Genomic DNA, 25,663 nt, shown 5'->3' with positions numbered 1-25,663 from the left:
AGGTGTAAGTTCCAATATGGAAACGTATGATCAGAAACTCATTTGTTGTGGCGATAAGAAGCAATTTTGGCATATAATTCGGCCGGACTAAACGGTTTACTGATGTAATCGTTCATGCCGACGGTGAATGCAAGGTGCTTGATATCCATCATGGCTGAGGCTGTGAGGGCAATAATGGGTAGTTTGGCATATTTGGGATCAGGTAACTGCCTGATTTTCGTGGTGGCTTCATAACCATCCATTTCGGGCATCTGAAGATCCATAAGTACCAGATCATAATCAAATTCCTGGACCTTACCGAGCGCGATTAAACCGTTCTCGGCCACATCGTAATCAACGCCCCACTGTTTCATGAAGTTTTTCATCAGCAGCACATTGATCGCATTGTCTTCCACAATCAGGAGCTTGATTCCTTCCAGGCTGAATGTGTTGACGATCGTGCCATTTACCTGCTCAGCAAAATGTTTTTTGCTGATTTTCAATGTAAGGGTAAAATAGAAGACAGATCCCTTTCCGGGCTCACTTTCTACGAAGATATTGCTCTGCTGCAATTCAAGAAGCTTTTTGGTAATGGTAAGACCAAGTCCCGAGCCTCCGTATTTTCTGGTTGTATCGGATGTGGCTTGAGTAAAGCTGTCGAAAATGTTTTCAATCTTATCCGCCGGAATTCCAATGCCGGTATCTTCCACTTTAAAATCGATGGTAACATCGTCTCCGTAACGTTTCGAAACCGCTGCCAGGATCGTGACTTTACCGGTTTCAGTGAATTTCACAGCATTGCTCACAAGGTTTGTCAAGATCTGTCCCAGCCTTACCGGGTCGCCTACGACGGTAATATTAACATCGTTTTTAACCTGCAATTTGAGAAGGATGCCCTTTTCGTTTGCCTTTTGAAGAATACCCGAGCGGATATTTTCGAGCAGGGAGAGTATATTAAAATCTACTTCCTCAAACTGGATCTTCCCAGCTTCGATCTTACTGAAATCAAGGATATCGTTGATCAATACAAGCAGATTTTCCGCCGAGAATTTCAGAATGTTCAGGTGTTCCATCTGCTCAGGCTTAGGGTCCTGCTGCAAAAGGAGATGGGTAAAGCCGATCACCGCATTCATTGGTGTCCTAATCTCGTGACTCATGGTGGAAAGAAATTGCGATTTGGCCACCGCTGCCATTTCCGCTTCCTCTTTTGCCTTAATCAGTTCCTTTTCATTCTTTTTTTGTTCATCAATGTCCATGATCGCGCCAAAAAGCTTGACCACCTTGCCCGTTTGGTCCAGAAATGGTTTACCAATGGCATGGATAAATTTAATGTTACCATCTGGAAGGACGATTCTCAAGTCGAAGCTGGCCGGGGACAAATTGTTGATCGCATCCTTTATATGTGATTTGTAAAGATGCAAGTCTTCCGGGTGGATCATACTTGAAAAAAGCTCTGTCTCCGGGCCATTCGGATCCGGTTCGAGACCGAAGATCCTGAAAGTTTCGTCGGACCAGTAATTTTTGCCTGTCATCAGATCAGACTCCCAACTTCCACTATGGGTCAGCTGCTGGGATTCAGCTAGCATAGCTTCACTTCGCCTGATCGATTCCTCTGCCCGTTTACGGTGCGAAATGTCGTGCCAAACCACGAGCAGTACCTTTTTATTATTGATGATAACGGGATTCAAAGTAACCTCTACTGGAAATTCCTCACCATCCATTTTCTTATGCATCCATTCAAAACGATGATACCCTTTTTCATAGGCCAGACGATCCATTTCAACCGACTTTTCGGACGATTTGCGTCCATCTGGCTGATATTCTGGTGAAAAACGGGCAGGGTGGATGGATAGCAGCTCGCTTTTATTTTTGCATTTGAGCATATTAACCGCTGCCCGGTTACAATCAATAATACCTGTTTCGTCAAATAACAAGTGGGCGTCCGTCGAATTCTGGAAAATGACACTCAGCTTTTCTTCCAGTAATTTTTCTTCGGTGAGATCTTGTAATACGTGATCGAATTGGAGGCGTTGTTCATTCTGGTCGACCTGGTCCGTTACGTCATGCAGAAAACCAACCATTCGTTTTGGCTGGCCATTTTCAAACCGGACATTCCCTTTGCTAATAAACGAACGGTAACCGTTATTCTTGGTTCTTAATCTGATCTGGACTTTGTAAGGAATGTTGTTTTCGATCCTGTCCCTTACCGCAATGGCGATAATGCCCTTATCATCCGGATGCACCAGATGTTCCAGTATCGTTTCATAGTTGGAATCTATTTCATTAGGTACATATCCCAGCAACTCAAACATCCGATCCGACCACACCTGCTCCCCTGTTTGAAAATCCCAGTCCCAGATTCCAGCATCAATGCCGGAAACAACCATTTCCAAAGCCTCGGTTTTGAACTTGGATCTCATCAATGTTCGGTAGTATTAATTCGAACAAATTTAAAGAACAAAAGTCAGGCTTCGCCTTTCTATAATGCATAACGGGTACTTCTTTTACGGCTTTTTAAGATTCGGGCTATATTATTTGAAAAAAATGGTAAAATTCCTGTAAATGTTTTCGGATTAATCAGTATTTTATTTCCCATCAAAACATCTTCATGAAAAAGTGGCTTCTAATTACGGCAATCCTATTAAGTTTTTCAGACGTGAGATCCCAGGGCCGTCCGAACATCTTGTGGATTGTCAGCGAAGATAACACCACCATGCTGGGCAGTTATGGCGATCAATTTGCGACTACGCCCAACCTGGACAAATTTGCTGCTGAAAGCATTAGATATAAAAATGCGTTTTCCACTGCGCCGGTTTGCGCGCCGTCTCGTAATACGTTGATTACAGGGATGTACCCACCTTCATTGGGCACGGAGCATATGCGCAGCGTATATCCGGCGCCAGATTTTGTGAAATTCTTCCCAAGATATTTGCGGGAAGCAGGATACTACACGACCAATAATGCCAAAAAGGATTATAATACCACCGATCAGTTGGAAGCCTGGGACGAATCAAGCAACAAGGCAACTTATAAAAATCGGAAGCCGGGTCAGCCTTTTTTCGCTGTTTTCAATCTGAATGTGTCGCATGAAAGTTCGCTGCATGAGCCGGTAGCTTCCTTAAAGCACGATCCCGAGAAAGTCCCGCTCCCTCCTTACCATCCTGCTACAACTGAGTTGAAGCACGATTGGGCGCAGTATTACGATAAGCTGGAAGAAATGGACCGGCAGTTTGCCGCGTTGCTGCGAGAATTGCAGGACGGAGGTCTGGCGGAAAATACCGTTGTTTTTTACTATGCAGATAATGGCGGCGTGCTGGCCAGAAGCAAGCGGTTTATGTACGAATCGGGCTTGCATGTTCCGCTGATCATTCATTTGCCTCCGAAGTACGCGCACTTGGCAAAAAATAAACAAGGTACTGTTTCCGACAGGCTGGTCACCTTCCTCGATTTCGCCCCGACTGTTTTGAGTCTGGTCGATATTAAAATTCCTGATTATATGCAAGGCGGGGCGTTTCTCGGAAAACAGCAGAAACCTGAGCCGGCATATGCATATGGATTTCGTGGCAGAATGGATGAGCGAATTGATATGTCACGGTCGGTGAGGGACAAGAAGTACAGGTATATCCGAAACTATTTGCCCAATAAAATTTACGGCCAATTCCTTGAATATTTGTGGCGCGCACCTTCGGTGAAGTCGTGGGAAGATCTGTATAAAGCGGGAAAACTAAATGCAGTTCAGTCCAAATTCTGGGAGGCAAAACCGGCGGAGGAGCTATTTGATGTAGAAACTGATCCGCATAACATTCACAACCTGGCGGAAGATCCGAAATATAAGGCTGAACTGGTCAGGCTGAAAAAAGCGAACGATCAGTGGATTAGAGAAAGCAAAGACATTGGCTTTATTCCCGAAGCGATTTTATATGGAATTGCTAAGAAGACGCCACTATACGATTATGCAAGAAGCGGCAAATACGATTTTGAAAAGATTATTACGACTGCCGACATTGCAACTTCCCGCAATCCCGTGCATTCCAAAGAACTGATTAAAAGATTAAGCGATCCGGATCCGGTCGTGAGATATTGGGCAGCAACTGGTTTGACTATTTTGAAGGAAAGTTCGGCGAAAGCGCCCCTGATAAAAGTTTTAAGCGACCCCGAAGTTGCCGTCCGAATTGCCGCAGCGGAAGCACTGTATATAACGGGTGCAGACAAATCTGCCGCTGTCGCAACACTAACTGATGCATTGAAAAGTGCTAACCCCTATGCAAGATTGCAGGCATTGAATGTTCTCGATCTAACTGGGAAGGATGCGAAGCCTGCTTTGGATCTGGTAAAAAAGATTGCAGATCAAAAAGCGGAGATGTTTGATTATGATGTTAGGGCAGCGAAGGTGCTGGTGGAGCGGGTTGGGAAGGAGGAGTAGAATCTTAATCATCCTTGAATTTAAGGGGGCCTTTAAGATTAACAAAAAACTCGACAGCATCCTGATGTTTCTTCTTGAAAGAAGGAGAAGTTTCCAGTGCCGCTATCAATTTTTCATCAATGACTGGAAGAGAATTTCGTGATGCAGAACGGGTAATCTTTGTTATTTCTTTCTTCGGAAGACTTGCGTGTGTTGTTTTCATTAGATATCGGATTTTAGTATATCAAACTTAACCAATTATCTGTGCTGAACCAATATCTTGTTGTACAGTTTTCCAGGAACATAATCTTCCTGTTTATCATCCCGGATACCCCAAAATTGAAAATAAGTGTTTAACTCGACCCAATTGGACTCGATAGCTCTTTGATATAGAATGGTTCTTTGATTGCGACCCAGGGTATCGGATTTTTGGTCAATGTATCCTGAAAATGTGAGTACCGCATTCTTGTTTTTCTTCATAAAATCAATCGCAATTCTGACAACTGTTGCCATAACTTTCGGCATGTCACCATTATTGCTACGCGAACTGTCATCGAAAATCCACGAATTATCCTCTTCTTTTACGTCTCCGAAAGCTAGATTGTATAAGTCCAGGTGAGGAGAATTTACCAAATCAGGTTCAATCGGAGTAATCATAACCGTTTTTGTGATGGTTCCGTAAATCCCATCGCTGAAAAAAAAGTATCTATTAGTTCTTCCAAACTGGTGGTATTTGTAAGCAGGTCTATTCATTTATTGAAATGTGTGTGTCAAGAAACTCAACGGAAAATTAAGTAATATTTAGCTAAACAATAAAAAAGCTCCTCCCAGATTATCTGAAAGAAGCTTTCTATGCCTTATGTCCAGCTCAAAATATAAACTTCGTACTCAAAAAATTCGATGTATCCTCGTGTATGATCTCGTTGATCAGCTGCTTGTTAGCTTCGTTCATTTTGAATGCGACCAGGGAGCGGATGGAGAAGGCGCGGATGGCGTCCGGGACGGATAGTGTGCCTTCTGCACTGTCTTTTCGGCCAGTAAACGGGAATACATCAGGTCCGCGCTGACATTGGGTATTAATATTAACCCGGCTTACCTGATTGACCAGCGGGTCGATCAGGGATGCAACTTCGTCGGCGTTGTTGCTGAAAATACTGACTTGCTGTCCGTGGGTTGATTCAATCAGAAATTCAATCGTTTCTTCCAGGTCGTCAAAGGGAACCACAGGTACAATGGGGCCGAACTGTTCTTCGTGATACAGCCTCATTTTGCTGTTGACAGGATACACCACGGCGGGGTAAAAGAATGAGCCTTCTGATTTTCCCCCATTTTCATTCACAACTTTCGCTCCATTTGCGATGGCATCGGAAATACAATCGTTGAGGTATTCGATTTTGTTGGTTTCGGGCAATGGCGTCAGCGATACACCTTTTTCCCAAGGCATGCCGTACTTCAATTCGGCGACTGCAGCACTGAACTGCTGCAAAAACTGGTCGGCAATGCTGCGGTGCACCCACACAATTTTGATGGCGGTGCAACGCTGGCCATTGAAAGAAAGTGACCCTGAAATAATCTCTTTTACAGCTAATTTAATGTCTGCATTGGGAGTCACAATTGCCGCATTTTTGGCATCCAGCCCCAATACTGCCCGTAGCCGGTTTATTTTTGGATGTTGTTTTTTGAGCTCATTGGCCACTTTACTTGAACCAATCAGTGTCAGCACATTAATCTTGCCCGATTGCATCAGCCCCGGGACAATGGCATTTCCCCGACCGTAAATGACATTCACCACACCTTTTGGGAAACTGTCCCTGAAAGCTTCCTGCAAAGGATAATGAAGCAATGTTCCAAATTTTGGTGGTTTGAAAAGAATAGTATTGCCCATGATTAATGCCGGGATCAGCGTAGTGAAAGTCTCGTTCAACGGATAGTTGAAGGGCCCCATACAAAGCACCACACCCAGCGGCGAACGTCGTACCTGTGCTGCGATGCCATCGACAATATCAAAGCCTGACGAATCCCGATCAAGGTTTTTCAGTGAATCGATGGTCGCATAAATGTACTCGACGGTTCGATCAAACTCCTTCGTGGAATCAGCAAACGACTTTCCAATTTCCCACATGATGAGCTTTACGATAATGTCTTTTTGCTCGATCATTTGACCTGTAAACTGCTCAACGCAATGAATTCTTTCGGCAACGCCCATGGTAGGCCATTCCCCACGGCCATTGTTATACGCAGTTACTGCGGCGTCGAGTGATTCTTCCGCTTCCGCTTCCGTACAGATCGGATAACTGCCGATGAGTTTGCGTTTCAGACCGTTTGATGATGGAATACAAACAGGGGAATATACCTCGTGGACCTGTCCGTTCCAGGGTTTCATTTCACCATTGCTCAGGTATTCACGCTGGTGGATCAGTGCTGACAAGCTGAATTCTGCCGGAATGTCCTTTTCTTCAACAAAAATATTTCTTAAAGCGTCATCGAAATCCATTTTGAAATTGATAGGTTGAATTGATAAGACAGATTCTTTAATTCCTTTTAAATAGACGACGTAATGGCCGTGTTTCTCTTACCCATTTTCAAAAAACGAGTGATGAGGAATGCCGACGCCACGGTCAAACCCATGATCAGGCCAAGCCACATACCCGACGCTCCCATACCGAAACGAAATGCCAGTACATAGCCAAAAGGAATCCCAATGACCCAATAAGCGATCCCGATCAGAATGGTAGGCGTTTTCACATCTTTAATCCCTCTCAATAGCCCGGCCCCAATAGCCTGGGTGCTATCGGAAATCTGGAACAAAGCAGCGAAAAGCAACAGGAGTGACGCCAATTTAACAACTTCAAAATTGTTGTTGAAAGCCAGCGGTAGCTGATTTCGAAAAATCACAAATGTAATCGCACAGAAAGTACCATAGACTAGCGCGGTGATCATGGTGCTTTTCCCAATCAGAATTATTTTGTACCAATCGCTGCGGCCCAATGCATTACTCACCCGGATAGAGCCGGCCTGCGCCAGACCCATGGATACCATAAAGGTGAACGAAGCACAGCTTAGTGCGATCTGGTGTGCGGCTTGTGAAACGGCTCCTAAAGTGCCAATAATAATGCCGGATACTGCAAAAGCACCCGCTTCCATCCCAATCTGCAAACTGCTCGGCACGCCAATGTGCAGCAATTCACGCCAGGTTTGCGCTCTAAATTTCCATTGGGTAGCACTCACTGCAATGTATTTTTCGAAGGTCTTATGTCGCAAGATCACGTATCCCAATGCCAGGAACATACAGCTCCGGGTGATCAGCGTCGCCCAGCCGGCTCCTTCCAGTTCCAGTCGTGGGAAACCCCAATTGCCGTAAATAAGCAGCCAGTTGAGCAGGATATTCAAAGGCATACCGCCCAGGGAGAAGATCATGGCGGTTTTGGTTTGCTCCAGACCATCCGCAAATTGTTTCAGTGTCATAAAGAGCAGCATGGGTATGATGGAAAATCCCATCAATTTCATGAATGGTATGGCCAGCGTAACCACCTCCGGATCCTGGCCCAGGTGGTACAATACGTCCTTACCAAACACCAGTGTTAGCGAAATGGCGACCGCTGTGAGCGTGCAAAGGAGGAAGCCATTGAACAGATAATGGGAAACAAGTTGGGCGTCGCGGCGACCATTGGCCAGTGATACCATTTGAGAAACGGAGATAGTCATTCCCAGGCCGATTACAAAAGGAATGTTCATGGCATTGATAACCAGTGCCGCAGCCGCCAGCTGCTTGTAACTGATTGCGCCAACCATCGCGCTGTCAATTAAATGCAGCGCCATTTGGGCCAATTCTCCAATGATAATGGGGAAGGCTAATTTTAATGTTTGTGATGCTTCGTTTTTCATGGACCGTGAGGAATTGCTTAAAAAGGTTGCAAAGTTAGATAAATACAAGTGAGAGGAATAATCTTTCGTCTTAATATCCGTGCATAGGGAGTAAAAACAAGTAAAAAAGCGGTTTCTTTGTTATCAAATCTTGCAATCAATTATTGAAAAAATATTACAAAAGACAGAATGGGTATCAGAGCGATTTTAGAGAAAGGCTTGACTGCTGGAAGAGGATTGAGTGTTCTTGTCGGCATTCGGATAATGGTGTTCATCCTGTTTTGCAGTTCATTTACTGTTTTTGCCCAAAATGAAGCCAAATTGAAGGTGATTGGGAAGATTACCGATGCGCAAAGTAACAGTGCGCTCAGCTACGCCAGCATCCGGTTGTTCAAAGTTTCAGATAGCACTTTTGTAAGTGGAGCGATTACGGATGAAGCGGGTGCTTTCACCGTGGATATTGCTGCCGGATCCTATTATTCGTTGGCTGAATTTATCGGTTATAAGCCCCAGATCACGCAGGGAATCAAGCTCACTTCCGTGAATTCCCCATTAAATATTGGAACCATTAAAGTGACGGCATCGGCAAGAACGCTCGATGAAGTGACGGTTCAAGCCGAAAAGAGCTCGATGGAGCTTTCACTGGATAAGAAGATCTTCAATGTGGGTAAGGATTTGGCAAATGCTGGCGGTACTGCGGTTGATATTTTGACCAATGTTCCGTCCGTGGCGGTTGACGTGGAAGGAAACGTTAGCCTCAGGGGAAGCGGAAATGTACGTATACTGATCGACGGTAAGCCATCGGGGTTGGTAAGTATCAAAGGTGCAAGCGGGCTCGCCCAATTGCAGGGAAGCATGATTGAGCGGGTAGAAATCATTACTAATCCGTCTGCCCGTTATGAGGCCGAAGGTATGGGAGGGGTAATTAATATTGTTTTGAAAAAAGAAAGAAAAGAGGGAATAAACGGCTCTTTTGACATTATAACAGGCCATCCGACCAATTACGGGGCTGCGGCTAATGTTAACTACAGACGTAAAAACCTAAACTTCTTCATTAATTATACGATGTCATACCGCAATACACCCGGTAAAAACTTTCTTTACCAGGAATTGTACCGCAATGATTCGACTTTCATCATGGAGCGGGATATGCGGAGCAATCTGAAAGGGATGAACAACAGCGCAAGGGGAGGGATTGACTATTATTTTAACCCTAAAAACATTCTAACAGGCTCCTATACCTGGCGGAGAAGCAAGGGAAAGCGCTTCTCTAATCTCAATTACCGTGATTATTTATCCAATCTGGGCAACTTGACGGGGATTACCAACAGAACCCAGGATGAAACGGAGACGGAACCAAACGCGGAGTATTCGTTAACTTATAAGAAAACTTTTGACAGAAAAGGAAGGGAACTTACCGCTGACGTGAGGTATTTGGACAACTGGGAAAATTCGGACCAATATTATAATGAGAATATTTTTAAAGCAGACGGTAGTCCTTCCGGCATTCCACCGCTGCTGCAAAGGGCCGTTAACTACGAAACCGAAAAACAGCTTTTGTTCCAGCTTGATTATGTTCATCCTTTTGGCAAGGACGGGAAATTTGAGGCGGGTGCGCGGAGTAGTACCAGGGATATGACAAATGATTACATTGTCACACAACAGGCCAGCGACGGCGGCTGGATCACATTACCAGCTTTGACGAATGATTTCCTATACGAAGAAAACATCAATGCAGCTTATGGGATCGTCGGAAACAAAACCGGCAAATTCTCTTACCAGGCAGGTGTGCGTGCAGAATGGACGGGGGTTACCACCGAATTGAAACAAACACGTGATGTGAACGAAAGGAAATATGCCAATTTGTTCCCCAGCATGCATATTACATACGACTTTGCCAAGCAAAATGCATTTCAATTAAGTTTCAGCCGACGCGTCCGTCGACCGCAATACAATGACCTGAGCCCTTTTGCGACGTACAGCGATAACCGGAATTATTGGAGTGGGAACCCGGACCTGAATCCTGAATTTACCAATGCTTTTGAACTGGGGCATATCAAATACATGTCCAAAGGCTCGCTGACCTCGTCTGTTTATTATCGCCATACCAACGGGAAAATTACGAGCATCAGGCGTGTTCAGGACGATGGCAGTTCTTATACCCGTCCTGAAAACCTGGGTACGGAAGATGCTTATGGCGTTGAGTTTACTAGCTCTTTCACTCCTTTCCCCTGGTGGAAAATGGATGGAAGTTTTAATTTTTTCCGCGCTATCACGGATGGGACGTCTTTGGACGAGGATTTTCAAAGCGATACTTACAGTTGGTTTGTGCGGGCAATGTCAAGATTTACCCTTTGGAAATCGACGGATGTGCAGCTTCGCGGCAATTATGAGGCGCCACAGCAAACGCCTCAGGGAAGAAGAAAGGCACTGGCTACACTAGATCTTGCAGCAACACGGGATATCCTAAAAAACAATGGCACGCTTACATTGAGCGTGATTGACGTTTTCAATTCGCGTAAGTTCCGATCCATAACAGAAGGCCCGAATTTTTACGCAAGAAACAGTTCTCAGGGCCGTCTTCGGCAGATTAACCTCACTTTAAATTACCGTCTGCACCAGGCTAAAAAGAAACCTAAGGAGAGTTTGGAGGGCGAGTTTTAACGCACCTCATTTTATTTAGCTTTTTATTATTTAACTTGTGTAATAACCCTCTTCCCTGCATTTGTTAGATTGTAGGTACGTTTTCGAAACCATTTTTAAGTGAGCACATTAACAGAGTCCGGCCAACCCATTCAGGGACAAACCAATAGTGTGGAAAATCACCTATCCAGCGATAGCGAAAGCAGATTTAGAAATGTAATGAAGCAGGCACCGGTAGGAATAATTATCCTGCGAGGTCCCGATTTTTTTGTTGAGATAGCCAATGACTCATACCTGGCCATCGTAGACCGCACAGAAGCCGAATTGATCGGAAAGCCACTTTTCGATGCACTACCCGAAGCGAAAAAGTTCGTTGGGCCAATCCTTGCCGAGGTGCTTCAAACAGGCGTTCCCTTTAATGGAAATGAATTCGAGATTATATTAAAGCGCTCCGGTCAGCCAGAGCAATGCTATTTTAATTTTGTCTATCAACCACTTTTTGAAGGTACGGGCGAAGTTTCGGGGATTATCGTGGTAGCAACCGAAGTTACTGAACAGGTCCTTTCAAAGCAGGCCCTGCAGAGAAGCGAAAACCAGTTCAGAAATCTGGTTACCCAATCTCAATTTGCCAAAGCTGTTTTTAGGGGCGAGGATTTCGTGATCAGCATTGCCAACGAAACCATGTTGAAAGATCTTTGGCGCAGGGATCTGAATGAGGTGATCGGCAGAAAGCTTTTCGATGTTTTTCCTGAGCTGAGGAATCAGAAATTTGCTAAAATACTGAATGATGTTTACAGTAAGGGTATTGTTCACCGGGAAAATGAGGCATTAGCTTATGTGGACGGACCTGGCGGATTAAAAGAATACTACCTTGATTTTCAGTATGCTCCGATGTTTGAGGTGGATGGAAGCGTTTCAGGAATTATGGTGTCCGTAAATGACGTCAGCGATAAGGTAAGGTTCCGCCAGCAGATCGCGGAGGCCGCCGACCGGCTTTCACTGGCCACCGATGGCACCAAGCTCGCAACCTGGGACCTTAATCTTGAAACCCGTGATATCATTCACTCGGGAAGGCTTGCCTCGATATTCGGTTATCCGGAATCAACGGTTTTTACGCATTTGGAACTTCGAAACCATGTTCATCCTGACGACCGGGTAGCCATTGTTGAAAAAGCATTTCAAATTGCGCTCGAAACAGGTACTTATTATTATGAAGCCAGGGTGGTGCATCCCGACAATTCGGTTCATTGGGTTCGGACTCAAGGGAAAGTTTTATACAAAGAAAATCATGTCCCGCACAGAATGCTGGGTACCATGATGGACATTACCGATCGGAAAGAAGCGGAGCTTGCGTTAAAAACAAGTGAAGGTAAGTTCAGGACCCTGGCCGATTCCATGCCGCAATTTGTATGGACGGGGGAGGCCACTGGTCACCTCAATTACTTCAACCAGTCCGTTTATGATTATTCAGGCCTTTCACCACAGCAGATTCGGGATGAAGGCTGGTTGCAGATTGTCCATCCGGACGACAGAGCGGAAAATATACGCCTTTGGACGAAAGCGATTACCCATGGAAGCGACTTTCTCTTTGAACACCGTTTCAGAAGAAACGACGGCGTGTACAGATGGCAGCTAAGTCGGGCTATTCCTCAGAGAAATCCAGATGGAAGCATTCAGATGTGGGTGGGGACCAGTACTGATATTCATGACAGCAAGCTATTTATTGATCAGTTGGAAACGAAAGTTCAGCTGCGTACGAAGGAGCTCACGATCGCAAACAATGAATTGGTGAGAACCAATATGGAACTTGCACAATTTGCATATGTAGCCAGCCACGATCTTCAGGAACCATTGCGTAAAATCCAGACATTTGCTACGAGGCTACTGGAAACTGAAAGCGAAAACCTGACGGATAAGGGCCGCGACTATTTCGAGAGAATGCAGGCATCCTCTACGAGAATGCAGCAGCTGATCGTCGACCTTCTTGCCTTTTCGCGGGCTAATGCGGTTGAAAAGCATTTTGAGAAGATCGATCTGAACCTTCTTTTGGGGAATGTGAAGGAGCAATTGGGTGATTTGATTGTACAAAAGAATGCGTCTGTTATATGTGACGTACTGCCAGTCCGGAATGTCATTGTTTATCAGTTCGAACAGCTTTTCATGAACCTGATTACCAATGCACTGAAATTCACGAAGGCAGGAACGCCACCTATAATCGAGGTCAGAACAGGACGCATTGCCGGTGCATTGATACCGTTTGAAACAGATCCGCAGATAGAATATGAATTCATTTCGGTTTCGGATAATGGTATTGGTTTTGATCCCCAATTTAAAGACAGGATTTTTCAGGTATTTCAGCGTCTGCATAGCAGGAGTGCTTACGAGGGGACGGGGATCGGTCTGGCAATTTGTAAAAAAATTGTGGATAACCATAGCGGCATGATCGACGCAGTGGGAGAGCCCGGGATAGGGGCTACATTTATTATCTATCTACCTGTTTATTAAATCATTACTATCTCGGCGCAACTCGCTTTTTCTGGTAAGTAATTGCTATTCCTGCCAGAATAATTACTCCTCCCACAATCATTTGAAGTGTTACTTGCTCACCAATGAATGCCCAGGCAAACAATCCGGTCACCAAAGCCTGACTGAGCAGGCTTAGCGATACGCTTTTTGCATCCATTTTCTTAACCGCATAATTGATTGCCAGCCAACCCAGCAATTGGCAAATCAATCCCTGGATTAAGAACACAATCCAGATTGACGGATGAAAACCAATTAAGGGCTGTTCAAAAAATAGGCAGACGAGGAACAGATATAAACACGAAACGGCCATATTAATAGTCATAAAGCTCACAATATTGATCCGGTTTAGAACAGATTTACTGACCAGCATATACGTGGCATATAGCATTCCCGATAAAATGGCCAGCGCAAAGCCTTTATCCAGCTTCATCTCTGAAAATGAATCAAAACCAATCAGGACGACCATGCCTGATAATGCTACCAATGTTCCAATCCAGAACCTGCTCCCGGGTTTCTCAGGCAAGAAGAAAAATGTACCGATACCTACCCAAACTGGTGCCAGATTGGTAAGTAATGTGGCTTGTGTAGCATTGGAATAATGGATTGATAAGTTCCAGACGGCAATGTCAGTAGCAAAAATAAGCCCGCAAGCAATGATAGGAAGCCACTGTTTGCTGTCGGGCCAGGTAAGTTTTTTGGTAATTAAAACATAGGGTAAAATAAAAACGAATCCGAAAAACATCCGATAGAATGCAGATGTGATTCCCGAAACAGGCGCCCACTTTACCAAAACCGGGAAAATGCTGATGCTGACGAGACCAATAAGCAGGCAAATACGGGGATTTGGCATAAATGAGATAATTTCGGGCAAAGATAACCATTCAATCCAACTGGTATGATGCTCAGGGATATTGATCAGTTCTTTTGGGATAAGCCCGAGCCAGCCAAAAGTTGTATGGAAGCGCTCCGGCATTTTGTCCTGCAATATCATCCAGGTATGGTCGAGGAATGGAAATATGCAATGCCATTTTACAGATTTCAGGGAAAAAGGCTCTGCTATATCTGGGCCGAGAAAAAAACAGGCAGGCCTTACCTCGGGATAGTAGATGGAAATATGATAGATCATCCGTTTTTGATCCCTGAAAAACGATCAAGAATGAAAATCTTTTTGCTTGATCCCGCATCTGACCTGCCGGTTGAAATGCTCGCCGAAATTCTCGACATGGCAATTGCCCAACTCTAGTGCGCTGGCTTTGCACGGTCATACTGAACCGGCCATTCAATATCCTCTCCAAGCTGACGTGCTGCATGTAACGGAAAATAAGGGTCACGCAACATTTCCCGCGCCATCACAATGAGGTCGGCTTCGCCATCTTTGAGAATATCTTCTGCTTGTTGTGCCTCCGTGATCAGGCCCACCGCGGCTGTGAGCGCATGCGTTTGTTTTTTGATTTTCGCTGAGAATGGTACCTGATAAGACGGCCCAATCGGAACTTTGGCATAAGATACCAATCCTCCAGACGAAACATCGATCAGCGATATGCCCTTATCTGTCAAAATCTTCGCAAGCTCAGTGGATTGCTCTGCTTCCCAGCCACCGTCGGCCCAGTCTGTCGCGGATATTCTGACGAAGATTGGCAGATCGTCCGGCCAGACTTTTTGTATTGCTTCAATAACTTGAAGTAAAAGCCGGATGCGGTTTTCAAAGCTACCTCCGTATGAATCGGTGCGTTGATTGCTGAGAGGGGATAAAAATTGATGAATCAGGTATCCGTGGGCGGCGTGAATTTCAATAACTTTAAATCCGGCTTCGAGCGCGCGTTTTGCAGCCTTCGCAAAGTCATCGATCACCTTTTTAATTCCCTGCTCGTCCAGTTCCAATGGTGCGTCCTCTTTTTCCAGGAAGGGAATGGAAGACGCGCTGACCGTTTTCCAGCCTCCCTGATCAAATGGCACCTGCCCCCGGCCTTTCCAGGCAGGAAACGTACTGGCTTTTCTTCCTGCGTGCGCTAATTGTACGCCAGGAACCGTTCCCTGGGACGAAATGAAGTCGGTGATCTGCTTTAATTTTTCTTTATGTTTATCTTTCCAGATACCCAGATCCTGCAGAGAAATGCGTCCCTCCGCAGAAACTGCGGTTGCTTCGAAGATAATCAGGCTCGCTCCGCCGACAGCCCTGCTGCCCAAATGGACCAAATGCCAGTCGTTTGCAAAGCCGTCCACAGACGAGTATTGGCACATGGGTGAAACGACAATCCTATTTTTTAATGTAATGCTTTTTAGGCTTAATGGAGTGAAAAGATGCGATGACATGCTGATTCTAATTGGATATTGGTTCTTTGATAACTTTGACTCTGCCGACTTCGCCCGTTTCAAGTCTCACCTTGATACCATGCGTATGATTGGGTGACTTGGTAAGAATGTCCCTGACAATGCCGTCTGTCAAGGCGCCGCTGCGCTGGTCTTTCTTGAGAACAACACTCACGGATAGTCCGGGAGTAATATTTTTTCTTTCTGTGCCTGGTAATGAGCTCATTTTTTAATGTTGTATGCTTACTGCTTTGATTTTTTGTAATATTTTGATTTCGTCAATTGTGATTGTGCTGATCAATTCGAACAACCCATTGATGGTTTTGACGTCGGATAACATTTTTCTGGCGGGGGATTGATCTGCTTTTTCTATCCCTAGTTCTTTAATCTCCTTTTTTCTTTTCGCTAGTAATTCAATCAACCTCTGATTTTGCGGGAGCGATTCTCTTGTGATTTCAAGACTGTTACCCGTTTTGCCTTCGATCACATCGGCACCAGCCTGCAACTGCCGGTCTATCTGCCTGATCATCATTTCAAATTCAACTGAAAAATCAGAGTAGTCAAGCGTTTGGGCGTAAGTTGACAAACTGGCAATGTAAGACGTCAGCATATGACTGGTCGCAACAAACTGGTGGTACTCTTCCATATTCATTTGCTGACGCTTTGGCTCGGATAGCATCTTTTGGAAATTATCCGAAAGGTTCGCCATAGCAATGATGGCGTCCTTGCGAAGCACTTTTAAATCATTGATATTAAACTGTTTACCTGCAAACTTGCCAGCAACAATATCAAAATATTTACGATTTGCATTTAATGCTTCCTTCATGTATTGATTAATCTGCGTATGCTCCCAAACCGGCAAAATATAAGAGGATATGAGATAGGCAATCACAGACCCGATAACCGTATCCGTAACCCGATCCTGTAAAACGGCGGTTATATGCTGCGGGTTCAGAAAATTGAAAGAAAGGATTACATAAAGGGTAATGCTGGTAGAAGCTATAAAGTAGTTGGTCTTTAAAAAAGTGTAAGCCAATACCATTGCGATCAGCATTACAAAAAAGAGCGCGGTGGCATCACTGATCAGGTATAGCAGTAGAAAACCGGTTGTTACACCGAGAATCGTACCTCCAATGCGGTGCAGGTTGCGCTGCTTGGTAATGCTGAAGGCAGGTTTCAGGATCACAGCAATGGTCAGCAAAATCCAATATCCATGTCCTAATGCAAAGAAAAGCGAAGCAATATAACCGACTAGTAAACCAAGTGTGACCCTCACCGCATGCCGGAAATGGCTGGATTTCAGGGATAGGTTGTCCAGCAAGATGCGTGGATGGTATTCCTGTTTCGGGATAAAATTTTCGGCGTCAACATTCAGTTTGAAACCTTTGCCAACTTCTGCATCGTAAGTTGTAGCGCGGTGAAGTTTTTTAACCCGCTCAGTAACGTCCTGTAAACTATTCAGGATTTGCCTTAACATAATAAAGTCTTCCATGTTATCATGGTTCATTTTATCTGCCCGCATTCGCTCAAAAGCTTTCTGGCATTTATTGAAAGCTTCGTCCAGATCATGTCGCGGAGTGGAAGAAAAACCACTTTGTACGGCTAGCCCGATCTGCTGGATTTCCGCAGATAGCCAGGTAAGGTATATGCCAAATAGCCTTAAAACCTTGGTATGGTCAAATGCGCGGTGCAGATTTGCGTAATTCTGCTGAGAATTAAGGATTCGTTCAAACAGGTCAATGCTATCCAGAAACATGAGCATCAAAATCCTGCTTTTGTTCGTCGATTCCGTAACGATTTCACGGGTTTTAAATAAAATTTCTCTCAAATTCTCATGATTTTCTCTGAGGATAACCTGCTGATGGATCATGCGATTGAAAAGCTCATCGTAATCAGGATTAGCGAAATAGTAGTCTGCTTTGATGGAAAGCAATTTTCCAAGCTGAACAAAATTTTCTCCCAACAGCTGCTGGATCAGTTTATAAGGCAGCAGTTTTTGCAAAACCATAAAAAGGATAAAGTACCAGATCCCGCCAGCCGAAAAAATAGCGGCTGTTCGCAATACCATATCGCCGCTCAGGTGGTCGTCGATATTAAATACAAATACCAGCAACGAAATCAAACCAATGCTGTTGACCCTGTTCCCGTATACTCCAACAAGCGAAAAGAACATCCCGAAAACGATGATTTCAATGAAAACAATGAAATGAATATGTCGAAGAAAGCCGGTGATACAAGCCACTGCGAAACAGGTGCCGATGGCAATTAGTAGTGAGTTCCGCCTTCTGTGGTAAGGGCCAGGATTATCCGTTCCTCCAATGAGCAAAGTCCCCAACGGAAACGCAATCATTTCACTCAAAATGCCATAATGCTGAAATATGAGGCTTGGTATAAGAGCTCCCAGGGTTAATCTGACACCAGTCGCGAGGTTATGGCTGGAAATAAATTTTTTAAACTCGTCGAGGTAATTCATGAAAACAAATCCATCGGTAGCTTTTGCAATACTACTATTTTAAATTTACAAGCAACAAAAGACATACCAAGTTGAAAAAAGAATTCCACCCATTTCCGGAAATCGAAACGGAACGTTTGTATTTGCATGCATTGCGTGCTCAGGAAGCTCAAAATATGTATCTGTTGAGAAGCAATCAGCAGGCTATGGAATTTATAGGGAAGCCTCTGCTGAGGTCGGTTGAGGAAGCAGAGGAGCTTATTTATGGATATCAAAGAAATTTAAAGGAATTGATCGGCATCACCTGGTCCGTTTCGCGGAAAGCTTCAAGCGGACTGATCGGAACCATTGGATTTCATAAAATTGACTGGCCCAATCATCGTGCGGAAATCGGGTATATGCTTCATCCGGATTATTGGGGAAAAGGATTTATGATCGAGGCTGTCGGCGCAGTGCTTAATTATGGGTTTGATCAGATCGGGTTGCATAGCGTAGAGGCTAAAATACATCCGAACAATGGGGTATCAAGAAATTTGCTGATTAAATTCCAGTTTTTAAAAGAAGGCTATTTTAGGGAAAATTTCTTTGATAATGGGATCTTTTGGGACACTGAAGTTTACTCATTATTGAAAAGTGGTTATCTGGAAAAATAAAAAAGCTGCACTGGATAGATGCAGCTTCATTTTGAAATAATTGCCTGAATTAATCATCCTTACCGATCTTCAAAATTGCCTTATCAATCATATACAAGCCAGAACCTTCTTCGCCAATCATATCAAAAAGTTCAAGCGCGTGGCGTGCATTGTCTTCTTCCTCAGTCTGCTCTTTTACAAACCATTGAAGGAAGTTTTCAGTCGCGTAGTCTTCTTCCTTGCGGCTTTGCGTAACGATCCTGTTGATAGATTGTGTTACAGCGATTTCATTTTGTAGCGCTGATTCGAATACGCTTCTGAATGTTGGAAATTCCTGCTTTACAGCCGAAACCTCTGGTGATACAGCGGTTCCGCCAACAAACATCAGATAATTAAAAATCTTCACCATATGCTCCCTTTCCTCAGCCGACTGCTTCATAAAGTATTTGGCGCTATTCCTGAAACCATTACGGTCACACCAGGAAGCCATGGCCATATATTTGGCAGAAGCTTCCGCTTCCATTTTAACCTGATTGTTCAACAGTATTTCTATTTCCTCTTTAAGGGAAGTTCTTTGTCTTAATAGATCTCTCATGGTACTTGCTTTTATTTATTTAATGATTGCAAATATCATGCGAAAGTTTAGGAATCCAAACTTAAATCTAAATTTGGAATTGGTCTAATATGATCTGAATGAGCTATTTAGACTGATTCTGATTCGGAGAAAAGAAGTTGGTGAAGAAGGGAGTTGAGTTCGATTGCGAAGTGGGTACCATTCACAAGTTCTCTCAACTGGATCAATTCACAAAGAGTTAGTTTGTGATAAATGTTGAGTTGGGGAGCCTCAACAAACTCAAAATCAGATTCATCCGAAAGGTCAAACAATTTGCTACGAATGTCGATACTATTGATAAAACGACGGAACGTGAGAAAGTCTTTGATCTTGAAAGAAGCGTTCAAGTCATCGAATTGAAGAATGACTCTGGAAGTCAAGTCACACTGTACGCTAAATCCTTTCGCGGTACTAAACAATTCGTTTGGGGTATTCACTGACAGCAACAAGTTGAATCGTGGAAATTGTTACACAAATATACATGCTGTCAATTTTGCACGCAAGTTTATTTGTAAACGATCTAATTAAAACCGAAATCAAGCTGATTGTAAATTTTGATCATTCCAAAAATGTTGAATCGCAGAACGGTCCACTTTTATTTCTGCATGCCACATCTCATAGTTTGTCTGAAGGTTAATCCAGAATTGAGCGGTGTTTCCAAATGCTTCTGAAAGTTTTACAGCTAATTCAGGACTTATACCCATATGCTCATTAACCACTGCGGAAAGGGTTTTTCGGGTAATTCCCAACCCCTTAGCGACCTCAGTAATGGTCAACCCTCTCTCAAGAATATACTCTTCTTTCAAAATTTCACCAGGATGAACTAGCGCCAGGTTTCTTTTTATCATAATGTTAGTGATAGTCCAGGTAATCAACGTCATAAATATCGCCATCTGAAAATCGAAATATGATTCAAAAGTTCGGCGATATCTTTATTGACCAAAATTGACTCATATCTCCCGATAATTTATGAATTCCTGATCCGATCCGTTTGATATCATCCTGCGATGAGACTGCATCTAACTGATCAAGGATTCTATTAATCTTTCTTAAATACTGAGAAGGCAAGCCCGAGCCATTGCCATCCTGATAATAATTCAATAATCCCTTGTGCCGGATGGAAATGATCATGATAAGTGTGTGATTACTAGAAGGCGAAATTTATTTCTCAGCAGCCTTCGTCCAATTATCCCTTAACGTAACGGTCCTGTTGAACACAAGCCTCGCCGCATTGCTGTCAGAATCTTTGGCAAAATAGCCTTTTCTCAAAAATTGAAAAGATTCTCCTTCTTTTGCTTCCAATAATGCTGGCTCGGCGTAGCCAGTAATAATTTCCAGGGATTTTGGGTTGATATAATCTTGAAAATCACCCTCTTCCGAAGAAACATCTTCCACTGAAAAGAGACGGTCATACAAACGAACTTCTACTTCGGCAGCGTGCAATGCTGAAACCCAATGCAATGTTCCCTTCACATTAATTCCAGTCGTGTCTTGTCCGCTTTTGCTGTTTTCAACATAAGAGCAATGTACTTCGGTGATTTCACCCTCTTCATTTTTAATCATGTCATTGCATAGAATAATGTAAGCGCCTTTCAGCCTTACCATTTTTCCTGGTGCCAAACGGAAGTATTTTTTGCTGGGAACTTCCATAAAGTCTTCTTTTTCAATAAATATCTCTTTGGTAAAAGGAATTTCACGCATTCCGGCTCCCATGTCCTCAGGATTATTTTCGCTATGGCACATTTCGGTTACACCCTCTGGAAAGTTGGTAATCAACACTTTCACCGGATCAAGGACCACCATTCTTCGCGAAGCTATTTTATTTAGATCTTCCCTCACACAGAATTCAAGCAGGCCCACGTCAATCATGTTCTCTCTCCGCGCAACACCTATTCTTTCACAAAAATCTCGGATACTTTCCGGTGTGTAGCCTCTGCGTCTTAGTCCGCTAATCGTCGGCATTCTGGGGTCGTTCCAACCGTTCACATGACCTTCCTGAACAAGGCGCAGCAACTTTCTTTTACTGGTAACGGTGTAATTTAGGTTGCGGCGTGCAAACTCATATTGTTGTGACGGGTATATGCCCAATTGCTCAATCAACCAGTCGTATAACTCGCGGTGCGGCGCAAATTCGAGGGTACAAATTGAGTGGGTAACTGTTTCAATGGAATCACTTTGCCCATGGGCGAAATCGTACATTGGGTAAATGCACCATTTGTCACCAGTACGGTGATGATGCGCATGTTTGATCCTATAAAGAATGGGGTCACGCATGAGCATATTGATATGTGCCATATCTATTTTGGCGCGGAGCGTGCGGCTGCCATCCGGGAATGCGCCATTCTTCATCTCTTCAAAAAGTACAAGATTCTCCTCGGCGGTGCGGTTGCGGTAAGGACTGTCTTTTCCCGGTTCTGTCGGGGTTCCTTTCAATGTTGCAATTTCCTCAGAAGTGGAGTCATCCACATAAGCAAGACCTTTCGAAATGAGGGTAACCGCAAATTCGTAGAGCTTATCAAAATAGTCGGAAGCATACAACTCATTTTCCCACTCAAAACCCATCCAACGTATATCATTCTTAATGCTTTCGACATATTCGGTGTCTTCTGTTACCGGATTGGTATCGTCAAAACGGAGGTTGGTATAGCCCTGGAATTTCTTGGTTAGGCCAAAATTCAAACAAATACTGGACGCATGACCGATATGCAGATAGCCATTGGGTTCTGGTGGAAAGCGTGTGATAATCTGAGTATATTTTCCTGATTGCAAATCTCCCTCCACAATCTCCTCAATAAAATTCAGGTTTTTCTCTTCTTTTTTCTCTTCCGTAATCATACTAAAATGAAATTTTCTAATCTCAAAGTTAACCTTCTTCGGCACAAATTCCGCAATCAAACCTGTAAATCGCAAATCTGCCTGGTTTGGCTTATTTTTGCGACATGCGATATTTTCTGGAATTCAGCTATCGGGGAACTGCCTACAATGGATGGCAAAAACAAAACAATGCATTAGGCGTACAGCAGGTATTGGAAGAGGCGCTGCTAAAGGTTTTAAGAATCCCTGTTGAATTAACTGGCAGCAGCCGGACAGACACGGGCGTTCATGCCGAACAACAATTTGCGCATTTTGACCTGGAAAAGCCTATTGGCGATTATGATATGCTTATTTATAAGCTGAATGGAGTGATTCCCAGGGATATAGCGGTAAGGAGTGTTTATGCCGTTCCGGATGAAATTAATTGTCGTTTTGCGGCGACCTATCGGAAATATGAGTATCGGATTGCCCGTAACAAAAACCCTTTTCTGATCAATCTTGCCTATCTGCTGAAAGCTGATCTCAATATTCCTCTAATGAACCAAGCAGCGTCTCTTTTGCTGGAATATTCTGATTTTGAGAGTTTTAGCAAGATACATACCAGCGTGAACAACTTTCGGTGCAACATTACGCAGGCCGAATGGATAGAATCTGGCGACATGCTGATTTTTCACATTCAGGCCAACCGTTTCTTGCGCGGAATGGTAAGAGCATTAGTAGGTACTTTGCTTGAAGTCGGCAAGGGTAAAATAACGGTGGCGGATTTTGAAAAAATTATTCTTTCCAAAAATCGAAAGGAAGCTAGTGCACAAGCGCCAGCAGAAGGCTTATTTCTGGTGGAAGTCGGGTTTCCGTCAGACCTGATTCCGAGTTAGCACATTGTTGATAAGCCGGTAGATACCAAGCGGATTCGAATCTTTGAGCTCATTAGGCAATAAAGAATTCGGCCAGCCCTGATAAGACTGCGGACGAACGAAACGTAAAATGGAGTGTCGGCCCACCGAAGTAAAGCGCGCATCAGCAGTTGCAGGAAATGGCCCTCCGTGATGCATGGATGGACAAACCTCCACGCCGGTAGGAACTCCGTTCAAAATAAATCGGCCAGAAATCTTCGACAACTTCCGCACAATGCCGGGATAAGTGCTTATTTCTTCGTCCTGGGCCATTAATGTAGCTGTCAGCTGGCCTTTTAAATGAGATACCGCCTCCAATAATTCTTCGGTATCTTCACAAACAATCAACAATGAAAACGGGCCAAACACTTCTTCGTGAAGTTTAGGATTTGCAATGAAACTCTTCCCCGAAACCCGGGCAATAGAAGCTTGGGCCTGATTCTCTCCGACAGATAACTTCTCTGAAATCGCCAGTTCTGATACATTGGCTTGTTCGAAAACTTCCTGTTTCAGCTTATTGTAATTTTTGCAAATTCCGGCAGTCAGCATTGTAGCAGATGCGGTATTTTCTATTTCCTGTTGATAAGAATCTTCAAAAACCCCTAATCCTTCCGATTCTGTCACAAATACAAGTCCCGGATTGGTACAAAACTGCCCGGCGCCGAGCGTAACCGACGCGGCCAAGGTCTTACCAAATTCCTCTGCATTTGATTTGAGATAGCCAGGCAAAATGACGATAGGATTGACGCTGCCCATTTCTGCGAAAACAGCAATGGGTTCTTCTCTTTCCTGCGCCAATTTGTACAATGCCATACCTCCTTTAAACGAGCCTGTGAAACCAACAGCCTTACTGGCCGGATGTTTCACAAGCGCTGTTCCTACTTCAAAACCATCATCATATAGCATTGAAAATACACCGTCAGGCATAGCGGTTCTCTTTGCTGCCTTCACAACCGCCTGCGCCGTCAGGTCGCTTACTCCCGGATGTGCGGAGTGCGCCTTTACAATAATAGGATTTCCAGCCGCTAGCGCTGGCCCCGAATCCACACCTGCTACTGAATAGGTGAAAGGAAAATTGCTGGAACCAAAAATAATAACAGGTCCGATCGGAACGAGCATTTTTCGGATATCGGGCTTTGCAACAGGTGTTCTGTCGGGCAATGCGGTATCGATGGAAGCTTCTATCCACGAGCCCTCGCGAAGCAATTCGGCGAATTGGGTAAGCTGGTTGATTGTTCGCGCCCGCTCACCCTGCAGCCTTGCAATTGCAAGTCCCGTTTCCAGGTGTGCCCTTTCCAGTAATTCGTCTCCTAATGCCGTAATTTCCTCCGTAATGGCAATCAGAAAATCGGCACGTTTTGACGCAGAGACAGAGGAATATTCATCACAAGCATTTTCAGCAAGGGCCATTGCCCGGCTCACTTCTGATTGGGTTGCGCAACGAAAATCCTCGGGTAAAAAACGGTCTTTTGAAGGGATATAAGACTGAAAAGTGCGTTCCCCTTCCGCAGAAAGAGAGTAGCCAATATAATTTTTACCTTGGATTCCCATAAGAAATTGAATGCTGTCAGACCAGGCGGCCAATAATATCATCCACTGAAATTCCTTCCGCCTCCGCCTTGAAGTTCCTGATAATCCTGTGACGAAGCACTGGCAGTGCCACGGCCTTCACATCTTCGATATCGGGAGAATATTTGCCGGATAACAGGGCATTACACTTCGCTGCGAGTATGAGCGCTTGAGAAGCGCGTGGGCCTGCGCCCCATTCTAAATAATCGTTCGTTTCCTTTACAGCAAGGCCGGTTAAAGGTCGGGTCTTATGAACGAGCTTTACCGCATACTCTATCACATGATCGGTAACAGGCACGCGGCGCACCAGATGCTGAAAATCCATAATTTCCTCGGCAGAAACTACTTTCTGAACCAGGTGTCTCCTGTCGCTGGTTGTACTCTTTACAATGTTTACTTCCTCTGCATAAGAAGGATAATCCAGTTGGATCATAAACATAAAACGGTCGAGCTGTGCTTCTGGAAGCGGGTAGGTGCCTTCCTGTTCAATGGGGTTTTGAGTTGCCAGAACGAAGAAAGGTCTGTCCAGCGTGTGCTTTGCGCCTGCTATGGTTACAGAATATTCCTGCATCGCTTCCAGCAATGCCGATTGCGTTTTAGGGGGCGTCCTGTTAATTTCATCAGCAAGGATGATGTTTGCGAAAACGGGACCTCTTATAAACTTGAAATTACGGTTCTGGTCTAATGTTTCAGATCCTAGAATATCGGAAGGCATTAAGTCCGGCGTGAACTGGATCCTGTTAAATGCGAGATCAAGTGATGAGGCAATGGTCTGGATCAGAAGCGTTTTGGCAAGTCCGGGAACACCCACTAGTAAGCAATGTCCCTGACAGAAAATGGCGGTTAACAACCTTTTGACTACTTCGTCCTGTCCAATAATCACATTGCCAATTTCACTCCGAATTTTTTCATAAGCTACTTTCATAGCTTCCGCAGCTTCCACGTCCGATGAATATTTCACAAATA

General features: G+C 44.3%; 22 protein-coding genes. 6 read left to right on the top strand and 16 right to left on the bottom strand.

The window, feature by feature from the left end; translation table 11 throughout:
• Window positions 1-38: 38 nt before the first annotated feature.
• Window positions 39-2,399: a hybrid sensor histidine kinase/response regulator gene (locus tag FHS68_RS11240; protein ID WP_167269996.1), complete on the bottom strand. Its 2,361-nt coding sequence runs from the start codon at window positions 2,397-2,399 to the stop codon at window positions 39-41.
• Window positions 2,400-2,587: 188 nt separating this feature from the next.
• On the opposite strand from FHS68_RS11240, the gene FHS68_RS11235 reads away from it, so the two are divergent.
• Window positions 2,588-4,402, top strand: a complete 1,815-nt coding sequence (locus FHS68_RS11235) for a sulfatase-like hydrolase/transferase (RefSeq protein ID WP_167269994.1) — start codon at window positions 2,588-2,590, stop codon at window positions 4,400-4,402.
• 4 nt (window positions 4,403-4,406) lie between these two features.
• Here FHS68_RS11235 and FHS68_RS11230 read toward each other — a convergent pair whose 3' ends face one another.
• The 4 genes from FHS68_RS11230 to FHS68_RS11215 form a co-directional block, all read right to left on the bottom strand.
• Entirely contained in the window at window positions 4,407-4,604 is a 198-nt protein-coding gene (locus tag FHS68_RS11230) for a hypothetical protein (RefSeq protein WP_167269992.1), read from the bottom strand.
• 35 nt (window positions 4,605-4,639) lie between these two features.
• The gene (locus tag FHS68_RS11225; protein WP_167269990.1) at window positions 4,640-5,134 is read right to left on the bottom strand and encodes a DUF6934 family protein; all 495 of its coding nucleotides are present in this window, start codon (window positions 5,132-5,134) and stop codon (window positions 4,640-4,642) included.
• Window positions 5,135-5,249: 115 nt separating this feature from the next.
• Window positions 5,250-6,875 carry an NADP-dependent glyceraldehyde-3-phosphate dehydrogenase gene (locus FHS68_RS11220; protein ID WP_167269988.1) on the bottom strand — a complete coding sequence of 542 codons (1,626 nt, stop codon included), beginning with the start codon at window positions 6,873-6,875 and terminating at the stop codon, window positions 5,250-5,252.
• A 47-nt stretch (window positions 6,876-6,922) separates the two neighbouring features.
• Window positions 6,923-8,266, bottom strand: a complete 1,344-nt coding sequence (locus FHS68_RS11215) for an MATE family efflux transporter (RefSeq protein ID WP_167269987.1) — start codon at window positions 8,264-8,266, stop codon at window positions 6,923-6,925.
• A 243-nt stretch (window positions 8,267-8,509) separates the two neighbouring features.
• Between FHS68_RS11215 and FHS68_RS11210 the strand changes: the two genes are divergently transcribed.
• A complete protein-coding gene (locus FHS68_RS11210) occupies window positions 8,510-10,909 on the top strand; it encodes a TonB-dependent receptor (protein WP_374757512.1) in 2,400 nt (799 codons plus the stop codon).
• A 99-nt stretch (window positions 10,910-11,008) separates the two neighbouring features.
• Window positions 11,009-13,393, top strand: coding sequence for a PAS domain-containing sensor histidine kinase (locus FHS68_RS11205; protein WP_310588542.1), 2,385 nt, complete (start codon window positions 11,009-11,011; stop codon window positions 13,391-13,393).
• Between the two features lie 7 nt (window positions 13,394-13,400).
• Here FHS68_RS11205 and FHS68_RS11200 read toward each other — a convergent pair whose 3' ends face one another.
• Entirely contained in the window at window positions 13,401-14,264 is an 864-nt protein-coding gene (locus tag FHS68_RS11200) for a DMT family transporter (RefSeq protein ID WP_167269983.1), read from the bottom strand.
• 45 nt (window positions 14,265-14,309) lie between these two features.
• Between FHS68_RS11200 and FHS68_RS11195 the strand changes: the two genes are divergently transcribed.
• Entirely contained in the window at window positions 14,310-14,657 is a 348-nt protein-coding gene (locus FHS68_RS11195) for a DUF1801 domain-containing protein (RefSeq protein WP_208408283.1), read from the top strand.
• On the opposite strand, the gene FHS68_RS11190 is transcribed toward FHS68_RS11195, so the two are convergent.
• From FHS68_RS11190 to FHS68_RS11180, 3 genes are read right to left on the bottom strand one after another with little or no spacing between them, the layout of a single operon-like run.
• Window positions 14,654-15,727, bottom strand: a complete 1,074-nt coding sequence (locus FHS68_RS11190; protein WP_167269981.1) for an NADH:flavin oxidoreductase/NADH oxidase — start codon at window positions 15,725-15,727, stop codon at window positions 14,654-14,656. The two genes, FHS68_RS11195 and FHS68_RS11190, sit on opposite strands and share 4 nt — an antisense overlap.
• Before the next feature lie 7 nt (window positions 15,728-15,734).
• Window positions 15,735-15,950, bottom strand: a complete 216-nt coding sequence (locus tag FHS68_RS11185; protein ID WP_167269979.1) for a YwbE family protein — start codon at window positions 15,948-15,950, stop codon at window positions 15,735-15,737.
• Window positions 15,951-15,953: 3 nt separating this feature from the next.
• Complete coding sequence (locus FHS68_RS11180) at window positions 15,954-18,197, bottom strand: FUSC family protein (RefSeq protein WP_167269977.1); 2,244 nt, start codon at window positions 18,195-18,197, stop codon at window positions 15,954-15,956.
• A 71-nt stretch (window positions 18,198-18,268) separates the two neighbouring features.
• On the opposite strand from FHS68_RS11180, the gene FHS68_RS11175 reads away from it, so the two are divergent.
• Window positions 18,269-18,829: a GNAT family N-acetyltransferase gene (locus FHS68_RS11175; protein WP_167269975.1), complete on the top strand. Its 561-nt coding sequence runs from the start codon at window positions 18,269-18,271 to the stop codon at window positions 18,827-18,829.
• A gap of 49 nt (window positions 18,830-18,878) precedes the next feature.
• On the opposite strand, the gene FHS68_RS11170 is transcribed toward FHS68_RS11175, so the two are convergent.
• The 5 genes from FHS68_RS11170 to FHS68_RS11150 all read right to left on the bottom strand — a co-directional run bounded on the left by FHS68_RS11170 (window position 18,879) and on the right by FHS68_RS11150 (window position 22,256).
• Window positions 18,879-19,403, bottom strand: coding sequence for a ferritin (locus FHS68_RS11170; protein WP_167269973.1), 525 nt, complete (start codon window positions 19,401-19,403; stop codon window positions 18,879-18,881).
• A gap of 107 nt (window positions 19,404-19,510) precedes the next feature.
• Entirely contained in the window at window positions 19,511-19,858 is a 348-nt protein-coding gene (locus FHS68_RS11165) for a hypothetical protein (RefSeq protein ID WP_310588541.1), read from the bottom strand.
• Between the two features lie 99 nt (window positions 19,859-19,957).
• Window positions 19,958-20,269 (bottom strand): HigA family addiction module antitoxin, encoded by a 312-nt coding sequence (locus FHS68_RS11160; protein WP_167269971.1) that lies wholly within the window; start codon window positions 20,267-20,269, stop codon window positions 19,958-19,960.
• 64 nt (window positions 20,270-20,333) lie between these two features.
• Window positions 20,334-20,552 carry a type II toxin-antitoxin system RelE/ParE family toxin gene (locus FHS68_RS11155; protein ID WP_167269969.1) on the bottom strand — a complete coding sequence of 73 codons (219 nt, stop codon included), beginning with the start codon at window positions 20,550-20,552 and terminating at the stop codon, window positions 20,334-20,336.
• A gap of 30 nt (window positions 20,553-20,582) precedes the next feature.
• Window positions 20,583-22,256, bottom strand: coding sequence for a glutamine--tRNA ligase/YqeY domain fusion protein (locus tag FHS68_RS11150; protein WP_167269968.1), 1,674 nt, complete (start codon window positions 22,254-22,256; stop codon window positions 20,583-20,585).
• A gap of 104 nt (window positions 22,257-22,360) precedes the next feature.
• Here FHS68_RS11150 and truA point away from each other — a divergent pair, with 104 nt between their 5' ends.
• Window positions 22,361-23,110 carry a tRNA pseudouridine(38-40) synthase TruA gene (gene truA / locus FHS68_RS11145; RefSeq protein ID WP_167269967.1) on the top strand — a complete coding sequence of 250 codons (750 nt, stop codon included), beginning with the start codon at window positions 22,361-22,363 and terminating at the stop codon, window positions 23,108-23,110.
• Here the strand turns inward: truA and FHS68_RS11140 are convergent.
• Both FHS68_RS11140 and FHS68_RS11135 read right to left on the bottom strand, forming a co-directional pair.
• Window positions 23,090-24,679: an aldehyde dehydrogenase (NADP(+)) gene (locus FHS68_RS11140; RefSeq protein ID WP_167269966.1), complete on the bottom strand. Its 1,590-nt coding sequence runs from the start codon at window positions 24,677-24,679 to the stop codon at window positions 23,090-23,092. The two genes, truA and FHS68_RS11140, sit on opposite strands and share 21 nt — an antisense overlap.
• A gap of 16 nt (window positions 24,680-24,695) precedes the next feature.
• Window positions 24,696-25,658, bottom strand: coding sequence for an AAA family ATPase (locus tag FHS68_RS11135; RefSeq protein WP_167269965.1), 963 nt, complete (start codon window positions 25,656-25,658; stop codon window positions 24,696-24,698).
• Between the last annotated feature and the right edge of the window lie 5 nt (window positions 25,659-25,663).

Source organism: Dyadobacter arcticus, from assembly GCF_011762185.1.
Lineage (GTDB): Bacteria > Bacteroidota > Bacteroidia > Cytophagales > Spirosomataceae > Dyadobacter > Dyadobacter arcticus.
The sequence above is the reverse complement of the archived record's forward strand: the minus strand, read 5'-3'. Positions and strand labels throughout refer to the sequence as shown.

What these genes read in the sequence shown, in the direction of transcription:
- FHS68_RS11155 (WP_167269969.1), bottom strand. Translation starts at nt 20,552, where the DNA reads ATGATCATTTCCATCCGGCACAAGGGATTATTGAATTATTATCAGGAT.
- FHS68_RS11160 (WP_167269971.1), bottom strand. Translation starts at nt 20,269, where the DNA reads ATGATAAAAAGAAACCTGGCGCTAGTTCATCCTGGTGAAATTTTGAAA.
- FHS68_RS11180 (WP_167269977.1), bottom strand. Translation starts at nt 18,197, where the DNA reads ATGAATTACCTCGACGAGTTTAAAAAATTTATTTCCAGCCATAACCTC.
- FHS68_RS11170 (WP_167269973.1), bottom strand. Translation starts at nt 19,403, where the DNA reads ATGAGAGATCTATTAAGACAAAGAACTTCCCTTAAAGAGGAAATAGAA.
- FHS68_RS11140 (WP_167269966.1), bottom strand. Translation starts at nt 24,679, where the DNA reads ATGGGAATCCAAGGTAAAAATTATATTGGCTACTCTCTTTCTGCGGAA.
- FHS68_RS11235 (WP_167269994.1), top strand. Translation starts at nt 2,588, where the DNA reads ATGAAAAAGTGGCTTCTAATTACGGCAATCCTATTAAGTTTTTCAGAC.
- FHS68_RS11230 (WP_167269992.1), bottom strand. Translation starts at nt 4,604, where the DNA reads ATGAAAACAACACACGCAAGTCTTCCGAAGAAAGAAATAACAAAGATT.
- FHS68_RS11185 (WP_167269979.1), bottom strand. Translation starts at nt 15,950, where the DNA reads ATGAGCTCATTACCAGGCACAGAAAGAAAAAATATTACTCCCGGACTA.
- FHS68_RS11225 (WP_167269990.1), bottom strand. Translation starts at nt 5,134, where the DNA reads ATGAATAGACCTGCTTACAAATACCACCAGTTTGGAAGAACTAATAGA.
- FHS68_RS11215 (WP_167269987.1), bottom strand. Translation starts at nt 8,266, where the DNA reads ATGAAAAACGAAGCATCACAAACATTAAAATTAGCCTTCCCCATTATC.
- FHS68_RS11150 (WP_167269968.1), bottom strand. Translation starts at nt 22,256, where the DNA reads ATGATTACGGAAGAGAAAAAAGAAGAGAAAAACCTGAATTTTATTGAG.
- FHS68_RS11210 (WP_374757512.1), top strand. Translation starts at nt 8,510, where the DNA reads ATGGTGTTCATCCTGTTTTGCAGTTCATTTACTGTTTTTGCCCAAAAT.
- truA (WP_167269967.1), top strand. Translation starts at nt 22,361, where the DNA reads ATGCGATATTTTCTGGAATTCAGCTATCGGGGAACTGCCTACAATGGA.
- FHS68_RS11220 (WP_167269988.1), bottom strand. Translation starts at nt 6,875, where the DNA reads ATGGATTTCGATGACGCTTTAAGAAATATTTTTGTTGAAGAAAAGGAC.
- FHS68_RS11195 (WP_208408283.1), top strand. Translation starts at nt 14,310, where the DNA reads ATGATGCTCAGGGATATTGATCAGTTCTTTTGGGATAAGCCCGAGCCA.
- FHS68_RS11190 (WP_167269981.1), bottom strand. Translation starts at nt 15,727, where the DNA reads ATGTCATCGCATCTTTTCACTCCATTAAGCCTAAAAAGCATTACATTA.
- FHS68_RS11240 (WP_167269996.1), bottom strand. Translation starts at nt 2,399, where the DNA reads ATGAGATCCAAGTTCAAAACCGAGGCTTTGGAAATGGTTGTTTCCGGC.
- FHS68_RS11200 (WP_167269983.1), bottom strand. Translation starts at nt 14,264, where the DNA reads ATGCCAAATCCCCGTATTTGCCTGCTTATTGGTCTCGTCAGCATCAGC.